This window comes from Pseudoalteromonas ardens (genome assembly GCF_030125445.1).
Classification (GTDB): Bacteria; Pseudomonadota; Gammaproteobacteria; order Enterobacterales; family Alteromonadaceae; genus Pseudoalteromonas; species Pseudoalteromonas ardens.
Genome location: NZ_JASJUV010000004.1, coordinates 139,245 through 164,534 on the forward strand (window position 1 = coordinate 139,245; position 25,290 = coordinate 164,534).

Below are 25,290 nucleotides of genomic sequence, written 5' to 3' on the forward strand. Positions count from 1 at the left end.
ACTTCCTTCTTATGTTAATCGAAGTTTTATTCAAGAGCTGGTGCAGTAATGGGGGAGTTACACCTGCATTGACGAAGTGCTTGAAGAAAATGTTGATCTTAAATGTGCGATATCTCTGAATAGATAGGTATAAATAGATTCATGCGAAATGGAATGGATATAAATAAATTAATAGCTAAATAGTGGGCGTAAAATTGGGTTATTTATTTCTCACCTTAATGTTGTATATATCTCTCTGTATGTACTGCTACTATGTGAATATAAGATAAAAGATGACTGTTTATTAAGTATTTATTGGTTTTGGTTTTTTTTGTGGTCAAATTTTTGAAATAAAACTGAGGTTGACGATTTTATATTCGTTTCTATAATCGATGCTGAAAACCCTCACTGACAGAGGGGAAATAAGATCAATAAGGATGAATATGTCTTTTTTCAAAAAAGCACTTGGCGCTGTGGGTATTGGCGCGGCAAAAGTCGACACATTGTTAGATTACCATCAGGTTGCACCTGGCGAGGAAATTTCCGGCACCGTTAAAATTAATGGAGGTAAAGTCGCTCAGGAGATCAACAAAATCGATCTCAAAGTGATGTGTACTTACACCATTGAAAGAGAAAACAATGAAGGTGAGTCGGAAACGGTGACTAAGCAACACACCTTAGCCAAGTTTCGTATTAATGAGCGTTTTACCATTGAGCCAGGTGATGAAAAGCATATTCCCTTTGCATTTGAGTTAGACCTGGAAACACCTATCACAGTCGGTGAATCTCAAACCTGGATTGCCACCAATCTGGACATCGACATGGCGCTGGATAAGTCCGATCGTGATTATATCCGCGTTGTTCCAACCGCCCTGCAACAAGCTGTTATCGATAGCATGGAAGAACTGGGTTTCAAATTGTATGAATCGGACTGTGAAGGCATTGAAGAGGCTTCCTTCTCTCGTTTGCCATTCGTACAGGAGTTGGAGTTTAAAACCTTTGCCGGCGAATTCCATGGCCGTTTCGATGAAGTAGAGATTGTCTTTTTCAATCGTGGCGCTCAGCTGGAGGTCATTTTTGAAATTGACCGCAAAGCTCGGGGCTTCAAGGGCTTTTTTGCCGAAGCACTCGATTTAGATGAATCTAAAGCTCGCCTGGTTATCGACGAAGATAGTCTGGAGGACCTGGAAGATCTGATTTATGACCTGCTCGAGGATAACTGTTAACGGACAGGTTTTATTGCCAGGCCCGCGGCATACAACACGGCAGTTATGCCGCAGGCATTTAACTATTTTATAGATAATTATAAGGACTATAATGAAAGCACTCACTTCTTTGCTAACTATCCCGACGTTATTACTACTTGCTGCATGTGGCAGCGACTCACAACAGACAGAATTACCCCAATGTGACGATGAAGATGTGATGGAACTGGTTCATGATATCGTCAAAGATGAAGTGAAATCACAGTTGTTTGAGGTGATGCTGGCACAAGCCGGTAAATCTGGCGAAATCACATACGAGCGTGCGGTTGAAGTGAAAGGCCGTTCAACCGAGTTGGCAACGGTGCTGGATGCTGTCGATGAGGCTGTTGAGCAACAAGATTTGCGATATTCTGAGATTGCTCAGTCTTCCGAGGACACTGCATTACAAAAAGTTTGGTGTAGTGCCAATATGATGAGTCCAGGTGCCGAAAAGCCTGCAATCATCAATTATACCGCATTGTATTCAGGCGATGATGTAGAGGTGTTGGTCACTTTCTAGTGTGTTATACATGCCTTAGCTGTGGGCAACATTGTTTTGCCCACGTGCTACGTAAGCAAGGTTCGCTTCGTAATATTTCAGGCGAGCGATGCCTTCCCTCAGTGATATAATGCGGTTTCGTCTTCCATATTCTTCCGTGATTTTAATATGACCAATCAAGGGGGCACATACTAAACTGGCTTTTACCGGAATGTGTGGTGTGTCATTTATTGCCCAAGCTAATTTTGTCGCTTGGTTATCCATCGCAATTATGTAGAATAGAAAATCTGAATTCGTATCAAGGTAGATTAGGTGACAATGAATGTCCGATTTTAAAGTTTGGAAACTGATAAGTCTGCTCTGTATCATGTTTTTAATGGTCGGGTGTGAGTCGAAAGAGGAACGCATCCAGCAGACAATTACCCACTCACTTCAGGATGCGTCCCGTGCGATCAACACCTTAGGTGATGCGTTGGATAAAAACCAAGTGCGCAATGCTAACCTGCTGGTTGAGTATGGCAATGTGCTGGGCCAGCAAAATCCACAACTGAACAATATTGCTCAGCTGATTGCACAGGACGCAACCAGTGGTGGTCCTTTGTACCAGAGCTTACTTTCTCGCTATCAGGCGCTGAAATCTCCCCAACCGGGCATGAGCAGTGATGACATCATCGAACAGGCAATTTTGCTCAAAGAAGCCGCTTCTTTGAGTCTGTTTAATGATGCTTTGACCGATCCCATTAACGTACTTGCCGATATGTCCAATGGGGCGCTGGCTCGGGTTGGTGCCATTAGCCAGTCTGCAGAGCAGGCTGCCAGTAATGGTCAACCCGCTGTAGGGAACCAACTGGTTGGTAATGCCAACTATGGCGAATGGCAGACCAACTCTAATGGCACCAGTTTCTGGATGTGGTATGGCATGTACCGGATGCTGGGTGATTTGGTGGGAGATGTTGAATATGACAGCTGGAGCAAACGTCGTAAATACAGCTATTACAGCGACTATGGCCGTAAACGCTACACCAGTTATCAGGGCTATAAACGTCAAAGCGCAATAGAGCAGCGTACACGGCAATCTTACCAGCGGCAGGGGCGACAATTTACCAGTCCTTATGCGAAAAGAAAGGCAGGCGCTTCGGGCCTTAGCCGTGCCAGTCATACCCCATCAGCAGTATCGCGAAGCAGCTACTCGAGAGCCAAGTCGGGCTCGGGCTCAATTCGCAATAGTTCAAACCGGACCTCTCGCGGCGTGAGCCGGGGCAAGTAGCGCATCAGATAGCGGAGTTAACAAATGTATCAATTTAACGGATTAACAGCCTGGACATTACAGGCACTTCTCATCGATATGGCGGTGATCATTGCCCTGTTCGTGAGTTTAAAATATATCAAAGGGTGGGTGTCCAACCTGCATGCCAATGATGAAATTACCGAGCGAGACAATTTTGCCTTTGGTCTGAGCTTTGCCGGTGGCCTGACCGGACTGGCCATTGTATTGACGGGGATCACCAGCGGCGCCTTTGCCAGCACACTGACCCAGGAGGCGATGCAAATGGCGGGCTATGGCCTGGTTGGTATTGTGCTGATCAAGCTTGGCCACTTTTTTCAGGATAAAGTGGCGCTGCGTAAAGTCGATCTGCACAGCGAGATCATTAAAGGCAATATCACCTCTGCCTTGATTGATTTTGGTCATGTGGTCAGTGTCGCCATCGTGATCCGCTCAGCGTTACTCTGGGTGCTGACTGAGGGCTGGTACGGTTTGCCAATCGTGGTCGTCGCCTTTGTCATTGGCAATGTATGTATGTTGTTGGTGAGCCAATATCGCGTGCAACTGTTTAAGCGTACCAATCGTAACGGCGACTGTCTGCAACAAGCTATCTTGGATAACAATGTTGCGGTCGGGATCCGTTATGCCGGATTTCTCATTGGGGCTGCATTGGCGCTCACTGCGGCGTCTGGTCTGGCACCGTATGTTGCCGATAACATGGTGAGTAGCCTGATTTACTGGAGTATTGCTGCACTGGGCAGCATAGTGTTGTTTGCTTTGTTGCACCTGGTGATGATCAAGGTGATCCTGGCTGGCACTGATATTTCTGACGAAGTTAATCGTCAAAAGAACATTGGTGTGGCAACCATCTCTGCCGCTGTCTCTTTTGCTGTGGGTGTAACCATGGCCACCTTGTTAGGTGCGTAATTCTTGAGCGTATCGGTACCGCCAACTCAATCTAAAGTGACCGGCAGCATGTCGCTGTTTGGTCACGATGTGTTACTGATCGGTGTTATGGCCATTCTGGCCGGCTGTGGTCTGATCTATGAATACCTGCTTTCACATTACGCAGGTCGGGTGCTTGGTTCGGTGGAAAGTGCCATTTATGCCATGATTGGCACTATGATAGTGGCCATGGGGATAGGGGCATTTTTAGCACGTTGGTTTAAAGACCCTTTCACTGCCTTTGCCTGGCTGGAGAGTGTGATTGCGTTATTAGGCATGAGCAGTATTTTAATCATTGCCAGTATTATTGCACTGACCTACACCTTACCACACACGTTATCTACGCTTTATAATCTGCCGCCTGACAGCATACTCGATGGCAGGCCTCTCCAGTTACTACAGGATTTTGCCCGCTTTTTACCTTATATATTTGGGCTTATTCTCGGCATTCTGATCGGTATGGAAATTCCACTAATTGCGCGTATCCGTCAGCAGGTATACGGTCGGTTTTTAGAAAATAATGCGGGCACCATTTATGGTGCTGACTACATCGGGGCAGGAGTAGGGGCTGCTATCTGGGTGACGATCATGCTGGCCTTACCGATTATGCAAGCTGCTGCCTGGACGGCGTTATTCAATATCGTGGCCGGACTGATTTTTTTATGGCGTTACTTTGCGTTTGTACGCTTTGCCAAATTATTACTGATCTGTCATCTCTTATTGTTGGCTATCTTCGCGGTCATCTTGTACCAGGGCAGCGGATGGATGAAAGATCTCAGTAATGTGTTATACAAAGACAAAGTGATTTATTCAGAGTCAACTAAGTATCAGCATGTGGTGATCACAGAGCGCCTCAGCCGGACACAGTCTGCGCCCATCAATGATTTATTTTTAAATGGCCGCTTACAGTTCTCATCAATAGACGAGCAAATCTATCATACTATGTTGGTCTATCCGGCCATGCTGGCATCAAACCGGCACGACAAGGTGTTGATCATTGGTGGAGGAGACGGCTTGGCGTTGCGTGATGTACTTAAGTGGCCAGTGCACAGTGCCACCCTGATCGATCTGGATGGTCAGTTACTGTCGCTATTTGGCCTGCAGGGGCAGGAATTTGAATCTCGCCCAGAGATCACGGCCAAGCTTGTTCAGCTGAACCAGAATGCACTGAATGACCCCAGAGCAGAAGTCATTGTGGCAGATGCTTTTTTAGAAATTGAAAGCATGCTCGATCGGGGTCTGCAGTTTGATACCATCATCATTGATCTACCGGACCCCAATCATCCGGATCTGAACAAACTGTATAGCGATTACTTCTATAACCATGTAAGGCAATTGCTCGCACCGGATGGCGCGCTGGCTATCCAGTCTACCTCTCCCTATCACGCTAAAAACGCCTTCATCAGTATTGCAAAAACGGTGAAACAGGCTGGATTTAGCCATGTTGAACAATATCAGCAGAATATTCCTTCATTTGGACAGTGGGGATGGACCATTGCAACGCCCACCGGTCAGCCAGCCAGTGCAAGAATTGCAGCAGTTGAAGCATTGCCGGTTGCCAGCAACTGGGTCAGCAAAAAATATTTACTGTCCTCTTTTGTCTTTCCAAATCACTTTTTTGACAGGAATAAAGAGATTGAGGTCAATCGCTTAGGAACTGGCGTACTGTACGATTATTATCGTCAGGCATGGCAAACGGAAGATGAGTTGTATAAAAATTAACGCAACAGTGTTGACATATTATGTCGCACATGCAAATCTTAACTCAGACATAATATGTCAAAACGAAAAGGTAAAGAAAGATGGAATTAAACGAGTTATCAATCAAATTGGCATCATTTGAAACTGAAGGTGCTAACTTCGAATCCTTCCTGATCGCGAATGAAGGTGAGCAGGATGTATTACAAGTGATTGTTGAGGGAAATGACGAATTACCGATCTTTGTCACTCAGACCGAAGAGCAGTTAGTGTGTATCAGCTACCTGTTTAATGAAAATGAAGTGAAGCCTGAGTTATTGAACGAGTTAAATGAAGCATTGTTAAAACTCAATGTGCCGATCCCTTTGAGTGCGTTTGCTAAAATTGATGAACAGTACGCTATCTTTGGTGCACTGGCAGTTTCCTCCTCCATCGATGAGATAACGCACGAACTGGTCACGTTGGCAGACAATGCCATCGAAGCCCTGGACGCTGTGACTGTGTATTTAAAAGATTAATAGTGGAGAAGTGAGATGAGTATCTTAAAGAAATTATTTACCGCAGTGCGTGGTGGTGCCCGTGAAGTGGGTGAGTCGATTGTCGATGCCAACGGCATCCGTATTTTTGAGCAAGAAATTGCTGATGCGAAAAACGCACTGGCGAAAGCCAAGAAAAGCCTGACCGAAGTGATGGCGAAAGAAATGCAAACCAAACGTAAGTTGGCTGCACTGGATGAGAGCATTGCCGAGCATGAAGACTATGCAGGTCAGGCATTGCAACAGGGCAATGAGGCACTGGCGGTAGAAATTGCCGAGAAAATTGGTGAATTTGAAACAGAGAAAGAAGAGCATCAGCAAGTGCTGGATGGTTTTACTAAGCATGTGATTCTGCTCAAGCAGCAGGTGAAGGATGCAGAAAAGTCGATCAAAGAAAACCAACGCCAACTGACCATGGTGAAAACCACGGAAAGCGTGCAAAAAGCCACGATGGCGGTAAACAGCACACTCAATACCAATGAGTCATCTATGGTCAATGCACGTCAGTCTCTGGAGCGTATTAAGCAACGTCAGCTGGACAGACAAGATCAGCTGGCCGCTGCCAAAGAGCTGGAAGCCGCTGAAACAGGTGCCGATCTGAAAGCCAAGATGGCAGAAGCGGGCATAGGTACAACCCAAAAGAGCAATGATATTCTGGACCGCATTAAGGCTAAACAAGCAAAGTAATGTGGCCGAAGTGAAAAAAGGAGGCCTGGCCTCCTTTTTTGCTTGCTCTAATTTCTAAAAGGTGAGTTATGTTTGGTTTTTTCAAATCTAAGAAGGCCCCTGAGCGCCAACTTGATCATGCCCGCGATCTGCGTGTCGGCGATATGCTGACAGTGATTGATTCATTTGCTTATCCTGACTGGCTAAAAGGCCAGACACTCAAGGTCACCACAGTGCAGACATATCAATACCAGCACAGTGCAGACTATGAGTTTGTGCTGGAGTCAGAGTCTGGTAAAGCGGTTTTTTTGCAGATTGAGCAGGATGATGGTGAAGAGTTTGCTAACTTTTCGGTGAAGATCCAGCGTGATGATGTGGATGCGATATTTACCCTCGATGAGTTTGCCCGGATCTTCGATGAAGAATCCCTGACACAGCTCGAAACACACTCAAAGCCGGCGGCTTTTGAGCGCTTTCTGGGACAGAGTTATCAGCAAAGTGAAGCCCCTTATGTGGCTTATTATTATGAACAGGACTATCGGGGACGTACATTGCCACGTTATCAGGACGAAAGTGGCGCTGTCTGTGAGGTAATAGCGCTGATATCGCCTGATGAGAAACACAGTATCAATATTGAAGTCTGGGACGGAGGTGAGACAGAAGTTTCCCTGACGCTTACCCGACCGCTCAGTGATATTGTAGAGTTGTTTCCCGGAGCAGACTCGTGACGGATAAACAAGCCAAATGGCAACGTCAGGAACGGGCGTTGCGGGCCACCCAAATGGCCTTTGACTTAACGACAGAAGTTCAGAAAAGTTTGAAGAAGCAGGCGATAGATGAAGAGTTAACGCCGTCGGATATGATCCGCAAGATTTTGGATTTAGAAGTTAAATCGAAAAAAACCAGGCAACGTCTGTCGTTTAATCTCACCGATGAAGAAATTGCTTTATTGGCTCAGCGCTTTGGCGTTGACCCGGACGATAAGCGTGCGGTTAAGCAACAGGTTGCCAGTTTACTGATCAATCGCTATACAGACGCGCAGGGCACTTAGCCTAAACGCGTCTGGGCTGGTTTGTTGTGTTGCTATGTTTGATGCGTCAAGGGTTTGCCTGCTGTGCTTTGAGGACGCAGTGAGTAAAAACAAACACGGCCACAAACTGCAGGACACCGAAAAAGGCATGGCAGGCTCTGATAGCAGGCAGGAGTCATGCACATAGGCCGGGATAGATTCCATTCTACACAGTGACACAAACAGTGCACTTACCAATAGACCCAACAAAATCATACCTACCACAGCGTATTAGCCAAAGCTCAATATCCTTGCCTGACGGGCCTGCACGATAACGCGACGCACATTCCATTTTAATCGGCTAGTTTGATAGGTCTTTCAATTTTGGCTGATATAGATATGGCCATATTGGCAGGGCTATAGCGACAAATGGCCAATTTTAAATAGCATTCTTCATATTGTTGGTCGCCGCTCGTGGCAAGTTATTCTCCTGTTGAGTGAGCAGAACTGAGCGGACTGGACTAGAGTTACTAAGCCGTGATCGTTACCAGGCCTTTAGCAATATGTCAGCCTGGGCGACACGGCTAGTCACCCTTACTGGAGTCTGTGGGTAGTAGGGATAAATTATTTTTCCAGACCTCCAGGTCGTCTCTCAGCGGAGCGACAGTGTAACCTTGCCGTTGTATGTATCGAGTTGGCCTGGAGCAGGTGTTTATTAAGGAGCAACTCATGGCAGAACACCAATCACGCGCACGTTTTTTTCAACAGCACCCCAAAGCCAGAGCCCATGCCGCGCTCGATGACGCGACCAATCAGCAGCTTAAAGTCACACCGGGTCCGGTGACCCTGACCAAACACAAATATCAGGGCAAGAAAGCGGTGATCATTGGCGCGGGTGTATCCGGCCTGACGACGGCTTATGAATTGTTAGCGCAACAGTCAGGTATGGAAGTAACGGTACTGGAAGCACAAAACCGCACCGGGGGACGTTGTTTGAGCCTGCGCACCGGGGATACCTTAATTGAAGATGTTGACAGTCAGCTGTTTCATTCCAAACCCGGCCAGCCACAGGTGGTGCGCTTTGACAGACCACAAGGCGATGCAGAACCTTATCTCAATGCGGGTCCTGGCCGCATTCCCTCCAGCCACAAACGCCTGCTGTCTTATTTGAAGCAATTCAGTGTGGATGTGGAGGTCTATGTCATGAACAGCGAGTCTAACTTAGTGCAGATGTCAGATAGCTTTGCGGGTTTGCCGCTGGTTTATCGCCGTCTTGATCACAATACCCGGGGGTGGCTGGCTCAGATGGTGTTTGAAAATGCTGAGCAGCTGATCAAAACCACTGAATGTGGCGTGGGCGCACAGGATATTGAGCGTCGTGCCCAACAACTGAGAGAGTTAATGATCAGTTTTGGGGAGCTGGTACCTAGCGGTCCCAATGAGGGTAAATACGTCGTGACAGCGGGTGAAGATGGCATGGAGAATGGCCGTTCTCGCGCGGGTTACACAGAGCTGCCTGGCGTGGATGCCGGAACGATTGCGGAGCCTTTGAGTTTCGACAGTTTACTGGGCTCTGAGTTTTGGGACAAAACACGTTTTTATCAGCCCGTTGATTTCCTCTGGCAGTCGACGCTGTTTCAGCCAGTCGGTGGGATGGATCAGGTACAGCATGCCTTTGCCCAGCAAGTAGCTGCTCTGGGTGGCACCATTTTGTTGAACAGTCCTGTAAAACAGATTGACTGGGATACATCGCGTCAGCAGTTTGCGATTTCTATCGCGAAAGTAGGCACTGACGATCTTGACGTTGTATATGCGGATTACTGCTTCAGTAACATGGCCATACCTTTCTTAAAAGAGATCTTGTCAGAAGCGCTTCAGGATCCAAACAGTCAGGTGGGCCTCAACAGTGAATTCAAATCGGCATTACAGGCTGTGTATCAGTCTCAGTTTGTCGATGACCATGGCGGCTACAAGGCTAAGTTCCTGGCATGTACGACCAAAGTGGGTTGGCAGGCCGATCGTTATTTATGGCAGGGTAGTCAGGTTAAAGAAGTGCATGATGATTGTGCTAACGTCGACGTGTTGAGTGTGCCGGATTCTGAAATTGGTGTAGTGCCTATTTTTGGTGGGATCTCCTGGACGGACAACGATATTACACAGATTTGGTACCCCTCCACGGCCTACCATGACCAAAAAGGCGTACTTACCGGAGCCTATAACTTCTCTGAAATTGCCTATGAGTGGGGTAAGTTGCCGGTTCAGGCGCGACTGGACAAAGCGCGTGAAGGCGCGAAATTGTTCGGTCAGGCATTTGGGGATGGTCTGGAACATGGTCTGGCGATTGCCTGGCAAAATATGCCATATATCAAAGGCGGCTGGGCACAGTGGCATGTAGTCGGCGATCAGGCTGTGCATCATTTTAATGTATTGGCGCAGGGCAGTGCGGTGAAAGCGGCAGACGGCACTGAAACACAACCCAATTTCTTCATCGTTGGTGATCAGCTTTCGTCTTTACCTGGTTGGCAGGAGGGCGCCATTGCAGCGGCGCTAAATGCACTCAATCGCATGGAGCGTCCGGATTTGGCGATCCCGCATCTGGCATGTTTACCTGATACGCGTTTGATCGTTGAAGGCGTTTAACTGGCATTCCCATTCGTAATATGGCTGCGCGAACCCAGATGGATGAGGCATAGGGTCCCGGACTTTGGGTTCGCGCTTTGCGTATTGTGAGGACTACAGAAGTGACTAAAGGCTGTGCCACATCCCTTGTCCCCGGATAAGGAATAGTGGTGCGATAATTTGAACCATTATTGGTAATTGTTGCCACACACAGGCAAAAGGCTGCTATTTTTAAAAGAGGCTTATGACCCAGCTGTGAAAACATCATTTAACACCTTAGATCAGACTGTTGCGCGGGACTGATGTATTAAGTACAGACTGAATATCAAATGGAGACTTGGCGATGCGTCACATTGCGATCTGGGCTATCCTGGCCCTGTTCATTACCGGTTGCGCCAGCACCCAACAGACAACACGCTCCGGGTTTTTACCCGATTATCAGCGTTTAAAACCCTCTGATACGTATCCCGATACCGCGTTGTACGTATCGGAACAACTTAAAAATGGTGCCCTGAAACAGGTGCGCACCATTTATTTGCCGCATTTTGAAGTGTGGCTGCAACTCAATGAAGAAGCCAAAGTATCGCTTAGCCCGGCGGATTTAGCCAAGCTAAGTATTTATATGCAGGCTCAGCTCCAACAAAAGCTTTCTGTGCACTATCAGGTTTTGCTTGCGAAACCGCAGCAGCTTGGCCCGGACGTACTGACGATCCGCGGTGCGTTTACGCAAATTGAGTTTGCACCGACTGAAATGGAAATACGCGACTTTATTCCTGTTCGCCTGGTATATAGTGCTGGCAAAAGTGCCTACCTGATGGCAACCGAGCAATCGGAGGTTGTGACGTCAGTTTCACTGGAAAGCATGTTTTATCTGGGGGAAAGTCAGGAGCCTGTTTTAATGATGTCTGCCCACAAAGCGGTGGAGTCAGTCGTAAAGCAAAGCGGCGATGAAAATGCCCAGGCTGTAAAAGCCGTACTCGACATCTGGATAGACAACTTTGTTACAGCAATCAGTAAATCAAAAACGATATAGTGGTGATCACCTATGATAAGAAAGCACACCTTCCTTTTAGCCGTTGTTATGGCGACTGTCCTGTCCGCGTGCTCTGAGCCACAAACCACGGCTGAGAAAGCACCACATCTGCGGCCAGTGAGAACAATTGAGCTCAGTGTCAATAATTTTGGGCCGCTCCAGGAGTTTCCGGCTGTGGTGGATGCAGCCAGCACTGCTGATCTGTCGTTCAAAGTGTCTGGAGAACTGACGCACTTGAGTGTGAAACAAGGTCAGGAAGTGACGCAAGGAGACGTGATAGCAAAGATAGATGACACTGACTACAAACTGGCGGTGGAGGAGGCGCAAGCGGCTTTTGAAAAAGCAGAAGCAGACTTTAAGCGGGGTGAGCAACTGATTGTGACCGGGACCATCAGTCAGTCAGATTATGATCTTCTTAAATCTCAATTTGCCAGTGCCAAAACTAAGCTGGCCAATGCCAGAAACAACCTGAACTATACCCAGCTCAGGGCGTCTTTCTCGGGGATTGTTGCACGCACACATGTTGAACAATTCGAAGAAGTGCAGGCCAAGCAAGTCGTGGCGACTTTACAGGACATCGAGCATATTAATCTCAAGGTAAATGTGCCGGAAAGTATTATGATCCACGTCAGCAAAGAAACACCGAAGCAGGTATTTGCTGAATTTGCGGCGATTGAGGGTAAACGCTTTGAACTGACATTTGTAGAGGTCAGTACCCAGGCCGATGAGGTGACAAAAACCTATGAGGTCACGCTTGGCATGCTGCCTCCTCCCGGATATAACATTTTGCCGGGTATGACGGCCAAAGTCATGGCCAGTGCACCCAGTGAAGCATTATCCCGCCTGTATCTGCCTTTATCTACGGTGCTTAAAGACGAAAACGGCCACTATGTGTGGACAGTCACCTCACTTGGTGACGGCAAAGGTAAAGTGACCAAAACGCCCGTGCAGATTGGAGAGGTTTCTTCGCTGGGCTTTCCAGTGATCTCTGGTGTGACAGCTGGCGCACACGTGGTCACCGCAGGTATGAGTAAAGTGACCGATCAGCAGGTTGTGAAATTTCAGGGAGGTCGTGAGTGAACATCACCCGATTAGCATTAGAGAATAATCGCACAACCTGGGTTTTGATTTTTGCCCTGGTGTTTTTCGGCATCGTGGCGTTCAATAAGATGCCTAAAGACTATGATCCTGGCTTTATTATCAGAACCGCACAGGTTGTTACTTACTTTCCCGGTGCAAGCCCACAGCGAGTTGAAGAACTGGTTACCGATAAAATTGAAAAGGTTGTGCAGCAAATTCCGGAGCTGGACTTTGTTAAAAGTACCTCTAAAACCGGTGTCTCGATCGTCAGTGTTAATATCAAAGAAAGCTATAAGGAAATGCGGCCTATCTGGGATAACTTGCGCCGTAAGATTGAAACCGTCGAAAACGACCTCCCCAGTGATGCGCAAAAACCCATAGTTAACGATGAATTTGGTGATGTGTTTGGTGTTGTTATCGGGTTGACTGCGGAAGGTTACTCCTATCGTGAGATGGAAGAAGTGGCCGAGCAGGTCAGAGATGAGCTGCTGAGGCTGCCGGAAGCCGCAAAGGTCGATATTTTTGGTGCTCAGGAGCAGCGTGTCTTTATTGAATTTGAAAACGCCAAACTGGCATCGCTTGGGATTTCGCCCGGGCAACTGAAAGATCAGCTGGCAGCCCGCAATATCGTTAATCCGGGCGGCTCCATTTTTATTGATGATGAAACGCTGGCGCTTGAGCCCAGTGGTAATTTTGAATCGGTGGAAGACATCGCGGGTACCATCATTAATATCACAGGATCAGAGCAGGTGATCCTGCTCAGCGATATTGCCCGGGTGTACCGTGATTATGTCGACCCGGCTAAGGTCAAGGTGCGAGTGGCCAATGAAGAAGGGATGACGATAGCCATTTCTATGCGCCACGGCGGTAATAACCTGCTGTTGGGTGAGCAGGTGCTCGATGCGATCCATTATCTTGAGTCTGTTTACCCGATAGGGGTGGACTTTAAGCTCCTGTCATTTCTGCCGCGAGAGGTTGAGCAAAAGGTTGATGATTTTGTGTCGAACCTGATCCAGGCGGTACTGGTGGTGACCGTGGTGATGCTGTTCAGTTTGGGCTTACGAACTGGGTTGATAGTCGCCAGCCTGATCCCAATGAGCATGGTGTTCGGCATACTGGCGATGTCCTTTTTTGACATCAGCATCGATCAGATCTCGCTGGCAGCTCTGATCATTGCACTGGGCATGCTGGTTGATAACGGGATTGTGATGTCAGAAAGCATCATGGTGCAGATGGAGCGAGGCAAGTCCGCGGTAGAGGCTGCGGTTGATTCCGCAGATGAGCTAAAAGTGCCATTGTTGGTGTCTTCGCTAACCACTGGTGCCGCGTTTTTACCTATTTTTCTGGCGGAATCCGCCACGGGAGAATACACCGCATCCCTGTTCAAAGTGGTGACCATCACTTTACTGTGCTCCTGGTTACTGGCAATGACCATGATCCCCATGCTGTGTGTGTTGTTTACCCGGGTTAAATCTCAGGCTGCCAATTATGATGCGGGCATCTATTTAACTTATAAGCAGATCCTGATGGGACTGATTAAGCACCGCTGGATGACCCTTGCTGGGTGTGTATTGATGTTTTTCCTGGCATTGCAGGGGTTGCAGTTGGTGCCTAAGTTGTTTTTCCCGCCTTCTGATCGAGACTACTTTAAAGTTGAGCTGGAGTTACCTATTGGCACGCGCCTGAGTGCGACTGAAGCTATGGTTAAAGACATGGAAGCCTTTTTGCTCCGCGACCTGAAAGTCAACGAAACACGCGAGCAAGGGGTCACCGATTGGGTGTCGTATGTGGGTAATGGTGGTCCCAGGTTCCTGTTGACGCATACGCCGGAACCGGCAAGCTCAAACTATGCCTTGATGATAGTCTCGACCACCTCATACCGACATATAGATGAGCTGATGGCAAAAATCGAGACATATGCATTACAGCGCCACCCCGATTTGCTCATCAAGCAGCGTAAGATAGAAAACGGCTCCCCCATCGATAACCCGGTTGAAGTACGCTTATCTGGCAGTGATATCGACGTGCTGACGGGACTGGTCAATCAACTTAAAGCACAAATGCGTGACACGCCAGGATTGAAAGCAGTGAGCGATGATTGGGGCTTACCCATCAAGAAACTACAGATCAAAATCAATCAGACTCGCGCGCGACGTGCAGGTGTTTCCAGCAAAGACATTGCAAGTTCACTACAAACCGGGCTCAGTGGCCTGGAGCTCACCCGCTTTCGGGAAGGGGATGAGCTTATTCCGGTCACTCTACGCTCGGTGGCAGCTGACAGACAGGATATCGGTAAGCTGGAAGCCATGGTGGTATATTCTCAGGCTTCAGGTAAATCGGTGCCGCTGAAACAGGTAGCAGATATCGAAGTGGTGTGGGAAAACGCTCAGATTTTGCGGCGCGACCGTCTGAAGTCGGTCACGGTGGGCGCCCAGCTGGACGGTATCACCGCTGACGAAGGCTTTTCTAAACTTAAACCCTGGCTAGAGGAGCAACAAAAGTCCTGGCCGTTTGGTTACAGCTATGAGCTGGGTGGTGAAGCTGAATCTTCTGGTAAAGCAAACCAGTCTATTGCTGAGAAAATGCCCATTGCGATCTTCATTATCGTGATTTTGTTGGTGGGCCAGTTCAATTCACTGCGTAAGTCGGCCATTGTCCTGACAACTGTCCCTCTGGGCTTTATTGGGGTGGTTGCCGGGTTGTTGATTGGGCAGTCATTCTTTGGCTTTATGACCTTACTGGGGATCATCTCTCTGGCTGGCATCGTGATTAACAACGCCATTGTATTACTGGAGCGGATTAAGTACGAGTTGGATCAGGGAGACGACCCGGTTCTGGCTATTATTCAGGCCGCGCAACAGCGTATGCGCCCCATTCTGCTCACCACAGCCACGACTGTGCTGGGTTTGGTACCTCTTTACCTGGGCGGAGGAGAAATGTGGGAGCCCATGGCACTGGCCATTATGGGTGGTTTGTTGTTTTCAACTATACTGACATTAGGCGTTGTGCCCGTGTTATATGCGCTGTTGTATCGAATTTCGGTGAAGTCGTAACGCACGAGATAGATACCAGTCCGCTAAAGTCGGTGGATTGGTATCAATTTGTCGTCAAATGTTACCTTTCATTGCGCGTTCAGCAAAAAATGCAGACTATTTAGAGGTTGAATGTATCAATGCGACCGCAGATGGGTTGGCAATCGTGAGGAGAAGACCATGAAATGTTTACATGTAATTACGTTAGTTTGCTTGAGTCCGTTGGCAGCGCTGGCAGGAGAAGCGAATGTGACGTGGCGAGACTTTAATGATTATCGTGATGTGGTTCCGGCCAATGAGAGCAAAGCGGGCTATCACAAACGGATTGCCTCACAGTTTGAAAAGCATCTGAGTAAATTGATGGCCAAGACACCCGATGGTTATCAGCTAAATATCACCTTTGATGATATAGATCTGGCGGGAGATGTGCGCTTTAGCATGCATGATATTCGTATTGTGAAGCCCATTTTCTTCCCACGCCTTAAGATAAGCTATACGCTAACCGATAATAACGGCGCGGTTGTGGCACAGGCGCAGGAGAAGGTGCTCAAAGACTTGTCGTTTATGGATCGGGTGCGAACGGGACGAGACAGCGAATTTTACTATGATAAACGGCTGTTAAGTGCTTGGTACAAAAATGAAATTGCCGCAAAAGAGCAAGGGTGATGCTACCGTTGCCGGGCTTAAATGCCCGGCTGGTGGTAGTTATACCACTTTCACTTAATATCTGTTCTATTTGAAGGAGCAAATATGACACTAACGGCGTTAAAAATTTCTCATTTGGAGCCTTTACCTAAGGTATAAGTTCGCAAATTTTTGCCTCGTCTATATGGATGTAGGTGCCTCAGCGATAGCTGGACGCGGGAGCGGTGTTATCGCCCCTATTTTTTCGCCTAAAAATAGCATACTTAATTAAGCAAATTGGTATTACTTGAAAGTCGCAAGTAACTGGATAAGCTGTTGTAGCTTGAAGACTGCCTTTTTCAGTTGCGCCTCGTCCAGCTGCTGCGCCTGACCCAATGCTTCGACGTCCGCTGCAACATCAAGCACGTAAGGCTTGAAACGTTTGGCGGCAAAATCAAAGCCAGCGTCTTCAGGAAATAGCGCCTGGAATTTTCCGTGACCTTGCTGCTGTAGTTCGTCTAATTTTTTATCGGCATCAAGTGCTTGACGGTAAACGAGTTTTAGATTTTCATTCAGCTTTTCGATAACGGCTTGCATATTTTTCCTAAAGACTTACGGGAATTGGCCGATATTGTACTTGGATCCATCAATCTTGTCAGGTATAAGCTTATGAATATATCCGGAAGTAACCTACCTGCTATGTCTGGGACGGGGCAAAGCGGCGAAGTAATGAGCGCGCAGCTAGCCAAAAAGCAGCAAAAAGCAGATGGACAAGCCGCCCTGGCCTTAATTGAGTCTGCTGGTAATTCAGCACCAGCAAAATCAACCACGGCCACTATGGGCAACAATATCAACGTCTACGTGTAGGCGCTGATAGATTGCGCCCGACTTGAATATGTAAGCATTTTGCTTATATGCAGTATCAGGCTGGGCTCAGTCCCAAATCAATCGGCGTCTTACTTGGTTCGCCGCCGATTTCTCTTACCAATTTGGGTACCAAAAACCCGGGGAGCGTTTCGAGCAAGTCATGCATTAGCGCAATAGCGGTTTGCTCCGTCACATCAAAGTGACTCGCACCTTCCACTTTATCCAGCACATGCAGGTAGTAAGGTAATACATCCGCGCTAAATAGCGCTTCACTCAGTGCTTGTTGTGCATCCAGAGTGTCGTTAATTCCTTTCAATAAGACTGCCTGGTTTAACAACATCACCCCGGCGCGTCGCAGCTTTTTCATGGCCGCAGAAAAGTGCACATCTATTTCATTGGCATGATTTATGTGGTTGACCAGCACGGGTTTCAGGCGACTATGACTCAGTATTTCGCACAGTGTATCTGTCACTCTGGCCGGGATCACCACAGGTAATCGGGTGTGTATTCTCAGGCGTGTCAGGTGGGGAATATCACTGAGTTGCTCGAGCAGCCAGGCAAGCATGTCATCTTTGGCCATCAGCGGATCGCCACCACTTAAAATGACCTCATTGATCTCAGGGTGTGCATTCAGATAATCGAAAACAGCCTGCAAAGAGCGTTTGTTGAGTTGATTATCCTGATACGGAAAATGGCGACGAAAGCAGTAACGGCAGTTTACTGCACAGCCGGTTTTTAGCATTAACAGCACTCTGGAGCGGTACTTGTGCAGCAGTCCAGGCAGCGCAGCCTGCTGTTCGTCGAGCGGATCTTTGTTAAAACCGGCTTTGGCGAGGAATTCCTGATGCTGAGGGAGCACTTGCAGCAGTAAGGGATCCTGCGCATCCCCATAACGCATTTTAGCGATGAAGGGGCGCGGAACTCTTAGTGGAAACAAACGTTTAGCGGCTAAATCCTGTTCACTAAAATGACTCTCCAGGCCAACCAGCTTAAGTAGCTCATCCGCACTGGTGACGACATTCGCCAATTCTTTTTGCCAGTTAGTCTGCAAATTTACTTCATTTATTTGTATCATTAGCGGGTTTATTACTCGAAATACAAAGATTAGAGGATACGATGGCGAATTATAGCACCAACGAATTCAAGGGCGGCCTAAAAATTATGATCGATGGAGAGCCTTGCTCCATCCTGGAAAATGAAGTGGTCAAGCCCGGTAAGGGCCAGGCGTTTAACCGTGTTAAGATCCGTAAGCTGATCTCAGGTAAAGTTTTAGAGAAAACTTTTAAGTCTGGTGAATCGGTTGAAGGTGCGGACGTCATGGACACAGATCTGGCTTATCTGTACACAGATGGTGAGTTCTGGCACTTTATGAACAACGAAACCTTTGAGCAGATTGCTGCAGATGAAAAAGCACTGGGCGAAGCGGTAAAATGGTTGGTTGAAAATGATGTATGTACTATCACGCTTTGGAACGGTAACCCAATTGCCGTCACACCACCTAACTTCGTAGAACTGGAAATCACAGAAACAGATCCTGGCCTGAAAGGCGACACTGCGGGTACCGGTGGTAAACCAGCGACACTGAGCACAGGTGCTGTGGTACGTGTACCTCTGTTCGTACAAATTGGTGAAGTGATTAAAGTAGATACGCGCAGCGGTGAATACGTGAGTCGTGTAAAGTAAGCGAATGTACTTTATGGCCTGGCCGCGCTTAAATTAAGCGGACTGGGACTGACAAGTCACCTACAGATCCCGGCCTTTGCCGGGATTTTTTGTCTGGAGTTATTATGAGTCATTCAGCGCCCGATCCGGCCTCTGATATCGTTTGGGCACCCAGTGCCAGTATTGATACTTTGCGTCAGCGTGCCGGGATCCTCGCTAAAATTCGCACTTTCTTTGCTGAGCGTGAGGTATTGGAAGTCGAAACCCCCAGTCTGTCACAAGCCTCGGTGACGGATGTACACCTTGCGTCGTTCGCAACCACCTTTGTCGGCCCGGGTCACGCCACTGGCACCCCTTTATATCTGCAAACCTCACCTGAGTTTGCTATGAAGCGTTTATTAGCGGCGGGCAGTGGCGCAATATACCAGATTGGTAAAGCCTTTCGTAATGAAGAATCAGGCCGACATCACAACCCTGAGTTTACGATGCTGGAATGGTATCGACCCGGGTTCGATGAGTTTGCGCTCATGGCGGAAGTCAATGACTTGATGCAGGCTATCCTGGATTGCCCTGAAGCCGAGTCATTGAGCTATCAGCAGGCCTTTATTACCCATCTGGGCCTGGACCCGCTGAGTGCCTCGATGGAGGAATTGAGGCAATTGGCCAGCCAGCGTGGCCATGCGCACGTTGCTGAGCAAGAGCAACATCGTGATACGCTGCTGCAATTGCTGTTTTGCATGGAGATTGAACCTTTGATTGGCCAGCAGGCGCCCTGTTTTGTCTATCATTTTCCTGCTTCTCAGGCTGCGCTGGCGCAACTCAATGATAAAGATCCCAGAGTCGCCGGGCGGTTTGAGCTCTATTATCGTGGTATGGAGTTGGCCAATGGCTTTAACGAACTAACCGACGACGTTGAACAAAGTGCCCGTTTTGATGAGGACAATGCGCAGCGCATAGCGATGGGGCTGGCCCCTGTGGCCAAAGATCCGCGCTTTTTGGCTGCGTTGGCACAGGGGTTACCGGCTTGTGCCGGCGTTGCGTTAGGGGTCGATCGCCTGGTGATGCTGGCGACCGGAAAGAAACAGCTTAAAGAAGTGATAGCATTTGACGTCGACAGGGCGTAAGCCGGGGCCCAAACAGGTCCTCAGACGAAGCGTTTGAGTTCCTGTTGGGTTTGAGTGGAGCGCTGCTGTGCATCCTGACAATCCTGTAGTGCTGCATCAATCTGTGATTTGGCAGATTGGCCGAGCTCGACAATGCGGTGTACTGACTCGTGGGTGTGCTGCTGAGTCGACTCAAGCTGATGAACAGCACTGACAATTTCTTCCAACTGTGACTGGTTGCGCTCAAAGTCCTCAGACATATCGGCAAACCCCTGAGAGGTGGTGCGAATCGCCTGTTCGGCAGAGCTGGAATGATCTATCAACTGCTCCGACTCTTGATGGGTTTCGCCCACTAACACATCCATTTGGTTAATAAAGTCACTGATCTGACGGGTGGCATCGTTGACTTTAACCGACAGATTGCGCACTTCATCGGCCACCACAGCAAAACCGCGACCCGCTTCTCCAGCCCGCGCTGCTTCGATGGCGGCATTGAGTGCTAACAAGTTGGTCTGATCGGAGAACTCCTCGACCATTTTCAAAATACTGCGGATGTTCTCGCTGTTTTCTTTCAATCCGGCGACAGTGGACGAAAAGCTGCCCAACAAGTGGGTAATTTGCTGAACCTCTTTAACCAGCGTGCTCAATGATTGTGAAGAGCCACGAACAAAATGCAAACTTTCCGTATTGGCCTGATACACCTGATCGGTGTTGTGCACTATGCTTTGCAGGCTATGCGTAACCTGATCGCTGGCTGCGATAATGGTGTCGCCCTGATCTATTTGCTGACCACCCAGCAAAGCGGTTTGCTTCATGGAGTCGGTGACCTGCTGATTACTGCGGTTTGCCGCTTCGGCACTTTGATAGGTGGCAGCCAGTAATTCACTCAGATGCTGAGTAAAGGTGTTGTATTGCTCACTGAGGTCACGGAATTCGTCATACGTGAACTGCGGCAATCTGGCAGTAAGATCGCCGTCCTGGCGGTTGATCTGTTCTAGTGTGTCGCGCATAGCCTGTACAGGGCGAACAATTAGGTAGCGCATGTAGAAAAAGGTGAAGATAAAGGCGCCTACCGATATCAAAGCCAGTAACCAGAAAACCCCGGTAGAGTCGCTGTGCTCAGCTAGTTCACTGTGGAGCCACACTAACGTGATGATTTGAAAAACTAACAAAAACCCCAGATTGCCAAAAATCTTGCGGGTCAGGGTGAAGAACAAAGATTCTTCGATCAAATTATAGATGCGCATGTACAAACTCATATTAGGCTCTTCACTGTGCCGTTTAGCATACAGTATAGAGTAAACCTGGCAGGTGCAACTGTTTACAGGTTAAGCAATTTATTTTAGCAAGCGGCATAATCTAGCATATGGTCAGCCCTGTCAATCGACGTCTGATGCCTGGTTGAGTTGTTGCTGCACGACCATTTTTGCGTAACAGGGGTAGTTACTGAATATGCCATCAACGCCATAATCTAACATTAATTCAATGTCTTTTGCTTTATCGACTGTGTAAGCCAGGACTTTAAGGCCGCGTTGTTTGGCATCCTGAACAAATTCATGGTTAATGAAGTTTTTATCCATATGGATGCTTTCGGCATGAAGTTGCTGGGCAAACTGGGCAAATGTAAGTGGAATGGAGGCGGTCAGCGCCCCGATCCTGACCCAGGGGAGCTTTTGTTTGAGCCATAATAACTGATGATGGTCAAAGGAGGACAGGAGCAGCTGATGACGGGCTATTACACCACGTTGTACATTGTCTTCTATGGTGGCAACAAACTTATCCAGGCTGAAGGTATGTTTGAGCTCCAGGTTAATGGTGGCTTGTTGGCCGATGGTATCCAGCACTTGTTGTAGTGTCGGTACGGACTCGTTATTACTGAGTCTCAAATGAGATAGCTGTGCACGGCTGGTTTCGTTAACCTTGCCCCGGCCGTTGGTGGTGCGATCCAGCCAGGTATCATGAATAATGGCGTAATCATCCAGACAACTTTGCACATCGAGTTCAATGCCGTCGACGCCCACTTCCAGTGCTGCCTGAATGGCGCTGAGCGAGTTTTCGGGGTAATTTCCACTGGCACCTCGGTGTGCAAAAACCTGGATCATAGCTTATTCCTTGTGATCGACCACGTCTCATAGCAGGCTGCACTGACAACCAGTATGCCCCCTGCCAGCGTGGTAAGTGTTATGGTTTCTGCCAACAGCATATAAGCCAACACGGTCGCATACAAGGGCTGTAAGCAAGAAATCAGTCCCGCGGTAGTGGCTGATAAGTAACGCAAACAGGACGCAAATAACGCGTGGGGAATGGCAGTAAAAACACACCCAGCCAGGACAATCAGGAACAGGTTTTCAGTACTTAAATCTGAAGGGGGGACTTCAACAAAGGCACATAGCATGAGACCGGCAATCAGGGTTTGATAAAACATGGTATGTGGCCCGCCATAGCTGGAAAAAAGCTTCTTCTGGAGTAAGTTTCTGAGTGCAAAAAGTGCCCCGGAAAACACCCCCGTTATGATGCCCAAAGTGATTTGATTACCCGGATCGCTGTTCGGCACCAGTAAATAAATACCACATATCACCACCGCTGCCGTAAAGATATCTTTGCGCTTAATGTTGCTTTTGAAAAAGAGCGGCTCAAGCAGCACAGTGATCACCGGGTAAGTAAAAAAGGCAATGACCCCGACAGCTATCCCAGCCATTTGCATCGCGGCAAAGTAAGTCACCCAATGTAGCCCGACACAGACACCTAACAGTATGACAATGGCGTAGTCTTTGCGTGCTCTGAGTTTGAATACACTGCCTTTAAATTTGAGAATGCATGCCAGAGTGATAAAGGCGATGGCAGTGCGATACACGGTGATGTCCAGTGCAGAGAGAGAGATTAACTTGGAGAATAACGCGGTACCACCAAATAGTAGCACTGCCAGATGCAAATTAATGAGGGAGGATTGTTCGGGACGCATAGCGAACTCGATATGTTTTTCATTAGCTTATCATGTTAGGTGGTTGTCGCTAAAGCTTTGTGACAGTCGCAGAGAGTGAGCCGGTACGTTGGAACGGCTTGCCTTACAGTGATTTTTTAAGCGTAAAGGATGAGGTGTAATCTCGTGTAATGTCAGATGGATTAGATTTTGCTTTCGGCTAGCATAAAATTAATACTATACTAGTAGTTCTTTACGACGATGTTTGATGCGGTATGGGCGATCCGAAACAACTTTTACAGATCCTGGCTTTGACGTCATGCGTGTGTGCACTGTTTATGCTGGTCAACTGGTTTATCCATCGCCGCTTGCTGGGGACCCGTTTGTGGGCTAGCTTTTCAGTTTGTACCGCATTCGGTTGTATCTTCATCGCCTCATTTTCTTTGTCCGTGACCTGGACCATTTTTGTCTCAAATTGTCTGATTTTTATTGGTTTATATTGTTTGAGCCGCGGCAGTGAACAGTTTTTTTCAGTCCCCCGTTTAAGTTGGCCCTGGTGGCTGTTGGCAGGGATCTTTTTCCCGGGCTATGTGTACTACACGTATATTGATGCCAACTTTATTGCCAGAGTGATTTTAAACTACATGGGCTGGGCGCTGAGCATGATCCTGTGTCTGCGCGCTTTGTGGTTGGGTCAGAGACGCCAATGGCAAAGTTTTTCGCCAGCACACTGGGCATTTGCACAGGCCTGTATTTGTTTGTTTATCGTGTTTACAGTGCGTTTATTGATGCTTAATCACTACACGCAGCATGACAGCCTGACCACCAATAACTGGGTGAATCAGTTTTTCTCTGTGTCCGTTATCGTTATGCCCCTGATCTTATGTTTCTCCTTGTGTTTACTGTGCAGTGGGCGACGTGAGCAGGAATTACATGAGTTACGCCATCGCGCGGAACTTGCTGCGCAGCATAAAGAGCGCTCTCTCACTTTGCTCAGCCACGAACTCAGGACCCCCTTAAATGCCATTGTTGGTCATGCGGAGTTACTTAAACGGGCACCCAGAGAGCCGCAGCAGCATGGGCAGTTTTGTGATGTGATTATTGCCACTGCCATGTCGATGTCGGATCTGGCGAATCAGATTTTGTTGCAGGCGCGGGGGGCTGTGCCCAACACCATAGTGGAGCCCGTCAATCTCGCGACACACCTGAAGGAACAAATTCGCTTTTTTAGGCCGCTGGCGGAGAAAAAGCACCTGAAACTGACCCTGACAATGCAAGGCGTTGATGCCAACCTACAGGTCATGATTGACAAAGACCCCTTCACTTTGGTGATTAAAAACCTACTTTCTAATGCCATAAAGTATACGGAACACGGCACGGTTGAGCTGATTGTTTTTGGTTACGCTTTGAGTACCAATCGTCATCAACTGCGTGTTGCTGTTAAAGATACTGGCATTGGACTGAGTCGTGCTCAGCAGCAGCAAGTTTTTGAACCTTTTGTCACATTTGGATCGCCACGTGCGATTGCTGATAGCGCCGGGGTCGGCCTGGCTCTGTGTAAGCAGCTACTGGAAAACATGGGGGTCGATCTGGAAGTCCACAGTGAGCCTGGACAGGGGAGTGAATTCTTTTTTGAAATACAGGTTAACTCGCAATTGGGTGAGCAGCTTGACAGCTTCGATAGCAAGCCAACGACATTAGGGGATATGTCTGTGCTCGTCGTGGAGGATAATCTTCTGAACCGTGAAGTTGTCCGTGGTTATCTCGACAATTTAGGACTGGATTATCAACTGGCGGAAACCCTGGCGGATGCCGAACACAGGCTGTTGCAAGGCCAGTTCGATGTGGTGCTGTTAGATATGCATTTGTCGGATGGCCATGGCTTAGAGTGGTATCAAACACGTTTTACGGATCTTGAACTGACGCATTCGCCTGTTGTGATGGCGTTAACGGGTGATGTAGATCAGCAGGCGCGACAAGCTTATCAGCAAGCCGGGATTTTCGACTGCCTGGAAAAGCCGTTACGCGTCACGGCATTAAGACAGGCATTGGAGCGTATCGTAAAACAAAATAGCAGCGGTCTGGCAGCAACAGAGGCGGCTTATGTGGATCTGGCCTTTGTCGAGCGTCAGCTGAGTGAGTCCTCTGTGCGGTCTGAATTTGCTTCACGGCTCGTGTATTTGAGTGATCGACTGGATTATGAATTTGCTCAGCTGCGTGGGTTGGCTGATATTCAGTCTGATGATTCATTGCGAGAAAAGCTGTTGCAGCTGGAACATGAGGTGGAACAACTGGGGCTGTATGCACTGCGTCAGGCATTGCATCATACTCGCCGCCGTACGGCGCAGGAGCGGGATATCGACTGGCCTGCGTTACATCAATTTGCTAAGCAAAGCGCTTCGGCACTGCAATCTTGCCATCAGCGTATCACTGCCAGAGTGCTTGAAAAAGCGCAAGGTTAGGTGGGCCATTGGCAGGATTTGCGTTAGAATACAGGTATAACTTCTCTA

At 48.1% G+C, this 25,290-nt stretch carries 23 protein-coding genes; 18 read left to right on the plus strand and 5 right to left on the minus strand.

Going from position 1 to position 25,290, the window contains the following annotated elements; translation table 11 throughout:
* Positions 1–422: 422 nt before the first annotated feature.
* The 14 genes from QNM19_RS14360 (at position 423) to QNM19_RS14425 (ending at position 16,270) form a co-directional block, all read left to right on the plus strand.
* Entirely contained in the window at positions 423–1,205 is a 783-nt protein-coding gene (locus QNM19_RS14360) for a sporulation protein (protein WP_049865553.1), read from the plus strand.
* Between the two features lie 91 nt (positions 1,206–1,296).
* Positions 1,297–1,743 carry a hypothetical protein gene (locus QNM19_RS14365; protein ID WP_049865552.1) on the plus strand — a complete coding sequence of 149 codons (447 nt, stop codon included), beginning with the start codon at positions 1,297–1,299 and terminating at the stop codon, positions 1,741–1,743.
* A 301-nt stretch (positions 1,744–2,044) separates the two neighbouring features.
* Complete coding sequence (locus QNM19_RS14370) at positions 2,045–2,989, plus strand: hypothetical protein (protein ID WP_049865551.1); 945 nt, start codon at positions 2,045–2,047, stop codon at positions 2,987–2,989.
* Between the two features lie 24 nt (positions 2,990–3,013).
* Entirely contained in the window at positions 3,014–3,913 is a 900-nt protein-coding gene (locus QNM19_RS14375; protein WP_284026839.1) for a DUF350 domain-containing protein, read from the plus strand.
* Positions 3,914–3,916: 3 nt separating this feature from the next.
* A complete protein-coding gene (locus tag QNM19_RS14380; protein ID WP_284026840.1) occupies positions 3,917–5,653 on the plus strand; it encodes a polyamine aminopropyltransferase in 1,737 nt (578 codons plus the stop codon).
* A gap of 80 nt (positions 5,654–5,733) precedes the next feature.
* Positions 5,734–6,147: a DUF2170 family protein gene (locus tag QNM19_RS14385; RefSeq protein ID WP_010383729.1), complete on the plus strand. Its 414-nt coding sequence runs from the start codon at positions 5,734–5,736 to the stop codon at positions 6,145–6,147.
* Between the two features lie 15 nt (positions 6,148–6,162).
* Positions 6,163–6,852 (plus strand): PspA/IM30 family protein, encoded by a 690-nt coding sequence (locus QNM19_RS14390; RefSeq protein WP_010383728.1) that lies wholly within the window; start codon positions 6,163–6,165, stop codon positions 6,850–6,852.
* Positions 6,853–6,920: 68 nt separating this feature from the next.
* Positions 6,921–7,559 (plus strand): hypothetical protein, encoded by a 639-nt coding sequence (locus QNM19_RS14395; RefSeq protein ID WP_049865762.1) that lies wholly within the window; start codon positions 6,921–6,923, stop codon positions 7,557–7,559.
* 53 nt (positions 7,560–7,612) lie between these two features.
* On the plus strand, positions 7,613–7,882 hold the full coding sequence (locus QNM19_RS14400) for a hypothetical protein (protein ID WP_228553276.1): 270 nt from the start codon (positions 7,613–7,615) through the stop codon (positions 7,880–7,882).
* A 687-nt stretch (positions 7,883–8,569) separates the two neighbouring features.
* Entirely contained in the window at positions 8,570–10,480 is a 1,911-nt protein-coding gene (locus QNM19_RS14405) for a flavin monoamine oxidase family protein (RefSeq protein ID WP_049865768.1), read from the plus strand.
* A 322-nt stretch (positions 10,481–10,802) separates the two neighbouring features.
* A complete protein-coding gene (locus tag QNM19_RS14410; RefSeq protein WP_049865763.1) occupies positions 10,803–11,492 on the plus strand; it encodes a DUF3313 family protein in 690 nt (229 codons plus the stop codon).
* Positions 11,493–11,504: 12 nt separating this feature from the next.
* Positions 11,505–12,572, plus strand: coding sequence for an efflux RND transporter periplasmic adaptor subunit (locus QNM19_RS14415; protein WP_049865764.1), 1,068 nt, complete (start codon positions 11,505–11,507; stop codon positions 12,570–12,572).
* Entirely contained in the window at positions 12,569–15,625 is a 3,057-nt protein-coding gene (locus tag QNM19_RS14420; RefSeq protein WP_284026841.1) for an efflux RND transporter permease subunit, read from the plus strand. Before QNM19_RS14415 ends, QNM19_RS14420 begins: the two co-directional genes overlap by 4 nt.
* Positions 15,626–15,784: 159 nt before the next feature.
* On the plus strand, positions 15,785–16,270 hold the full coding sequence (locus tag QNM19_RS14425; protein ID WP_049864992.1) for a DUF3016 domain-containing protein: 486 nt from the start codon (positions 15,785–15,787) through the stop codon (positions 16,268–16,270).
* Between the two features lie 261 nt (positions 16,271–16,531).
* Here QNM19_RS14425 and QNM19_RS14430 read toward each other — a convergent pair whose 3' ends face one another.
* Positions 16,532–16,825, minus strand: a complete 294-nt coding sequence (locus QNM19_RS14430) for a hypothetical protein (RefSeq protein WP_010383718.1) — start codon at positions 16,823–16,825, stop codon at positions 16,532–16,534.
* A gap of 72 nt (positions 16,826–16,897) precedes the next feature.
* On the opposite strand from QNM19_RS14430, the gene QNM19_RS14435 reads away from it, so the two are divergent.
* The gene (locus QNM19_RS14435; protein ID WP_040644570.1) at positions 16,898–17,095 is read left to right on the plus strand and encodes a hypothetical protein; all 198 of its coding nucleotides are present in this window, start codon (positions 16,898–16,900) and stop codon (positions 17,093–17,095) included.
* A 55-nt stretch (positions 17,096–17,150) separates the two neighbouring features.
* Here QNM19_RS14435 and epmB read toward each other — a convergent pair whose 3' ends face one another.
* Positions 17,151–18,170 (minus strand): EF-P beta-lysylation protein EpmB, encoded by a 1,020-nt coding sequence (epmB, locus tag QNM19_RS14440; protein ID WP_049864991.1) that lies wholly within the window; start codon positions 18,168–18,170, stop codon positions 17,151–17,153.
* 41 nt (positions 18,171–18,211) lie between these two features.
* Here epmB and efp point away from each other — a divergent pair, with 41 nt between their 5' ends.
* Positions 18,212–18,778 carry an elongation factor P gene (gene efp, locus QNM19_RS14445; RefSeq protein WP_010383714.1) on the plus strand — a complete coding sequence of 189 codons (567 nt, stop codon included), beginning with the start codon at positions 18,212–18,214 and terminating at the stop codon, positions 18,776–18,778.
* Between the two features lie 104 nt (positions 18,779–18,882).
* Positions 18,883–19,881 carry an elongation factor P--(R)-beta-lysine ligase gene (gene epmA / locus QNM19_RS14450; protein WP_049864990.1) on the plus strand — a complete coding sequence of 333 codons (999 nt, stop codon included), beginning with the start codon at positions 18,883–18,885 and terminating at the stop codon, positions 19,879–19,881.
* Between the two features lie 20 nt (positions 19,882–19,901).
* Here epmA and QNM19_RS14455 read toward each other — a convergent pair whose 3' ends face one another.
* The 3 genes from QNM19_RS14455 to QNM19_RS14465 all read right to left on the minus strand — a co-directional run bounded on the left by QNM19_RS14455 (position 19,902) and on the right by QNM19_RS14465 (position 22,822).
* Positions 19,902–21,119, minus strand: a complete 1,218-nt coding sequence (locus tag QNM19_RS14455; protein WP_284026842.1) for a methyl-accepting chemotaxis protein — start codon at positions 21,117–21,119, stop codon at positions 19,902–19,904.
* A gap of 120 nt (positions 21,120–21,239) precedes the next feature.
* Entirely contained in the window at positions 21,240–21,962 is a 723-nt protein-coding gene (locus tag QNM19_RS14460) for a glycerophosphodiester phosphodiesterase (protein WP_049864989.1), read from the minus strand.
* Positions 21,959–22,822, minus strand: coding sequence for a DMT family transporter (locus QNM19_RS14465; protein ID WP_284026843.1), 864 nt, complete (start codon positions 22,820–22,822; stop codon positions 21,959–21,961). Before QNM19_RS14465 ends, QNM19_RS14460 begins: the two co-directional genes overlap by 4 nt.
* Before the next feature lie 233 nt (positions 22,823–23,055).
* Between QNM19_RS14465 and QNM19_RS14470 the strand changes: the two genes are divergently transcribed.
* Entirely contained in the window at positions 23,056–25,242 is a 2,187-nt protein-coding gene (locus QNM19_RS14470; RefSeq protein ID WP_284026844.1) for a hybrid sensor histidine kinase/response regulator, read from the plus strand.
* The last annotated feature ends 48 nt before the right edge of the window (positions 25,243–25,290 follow it).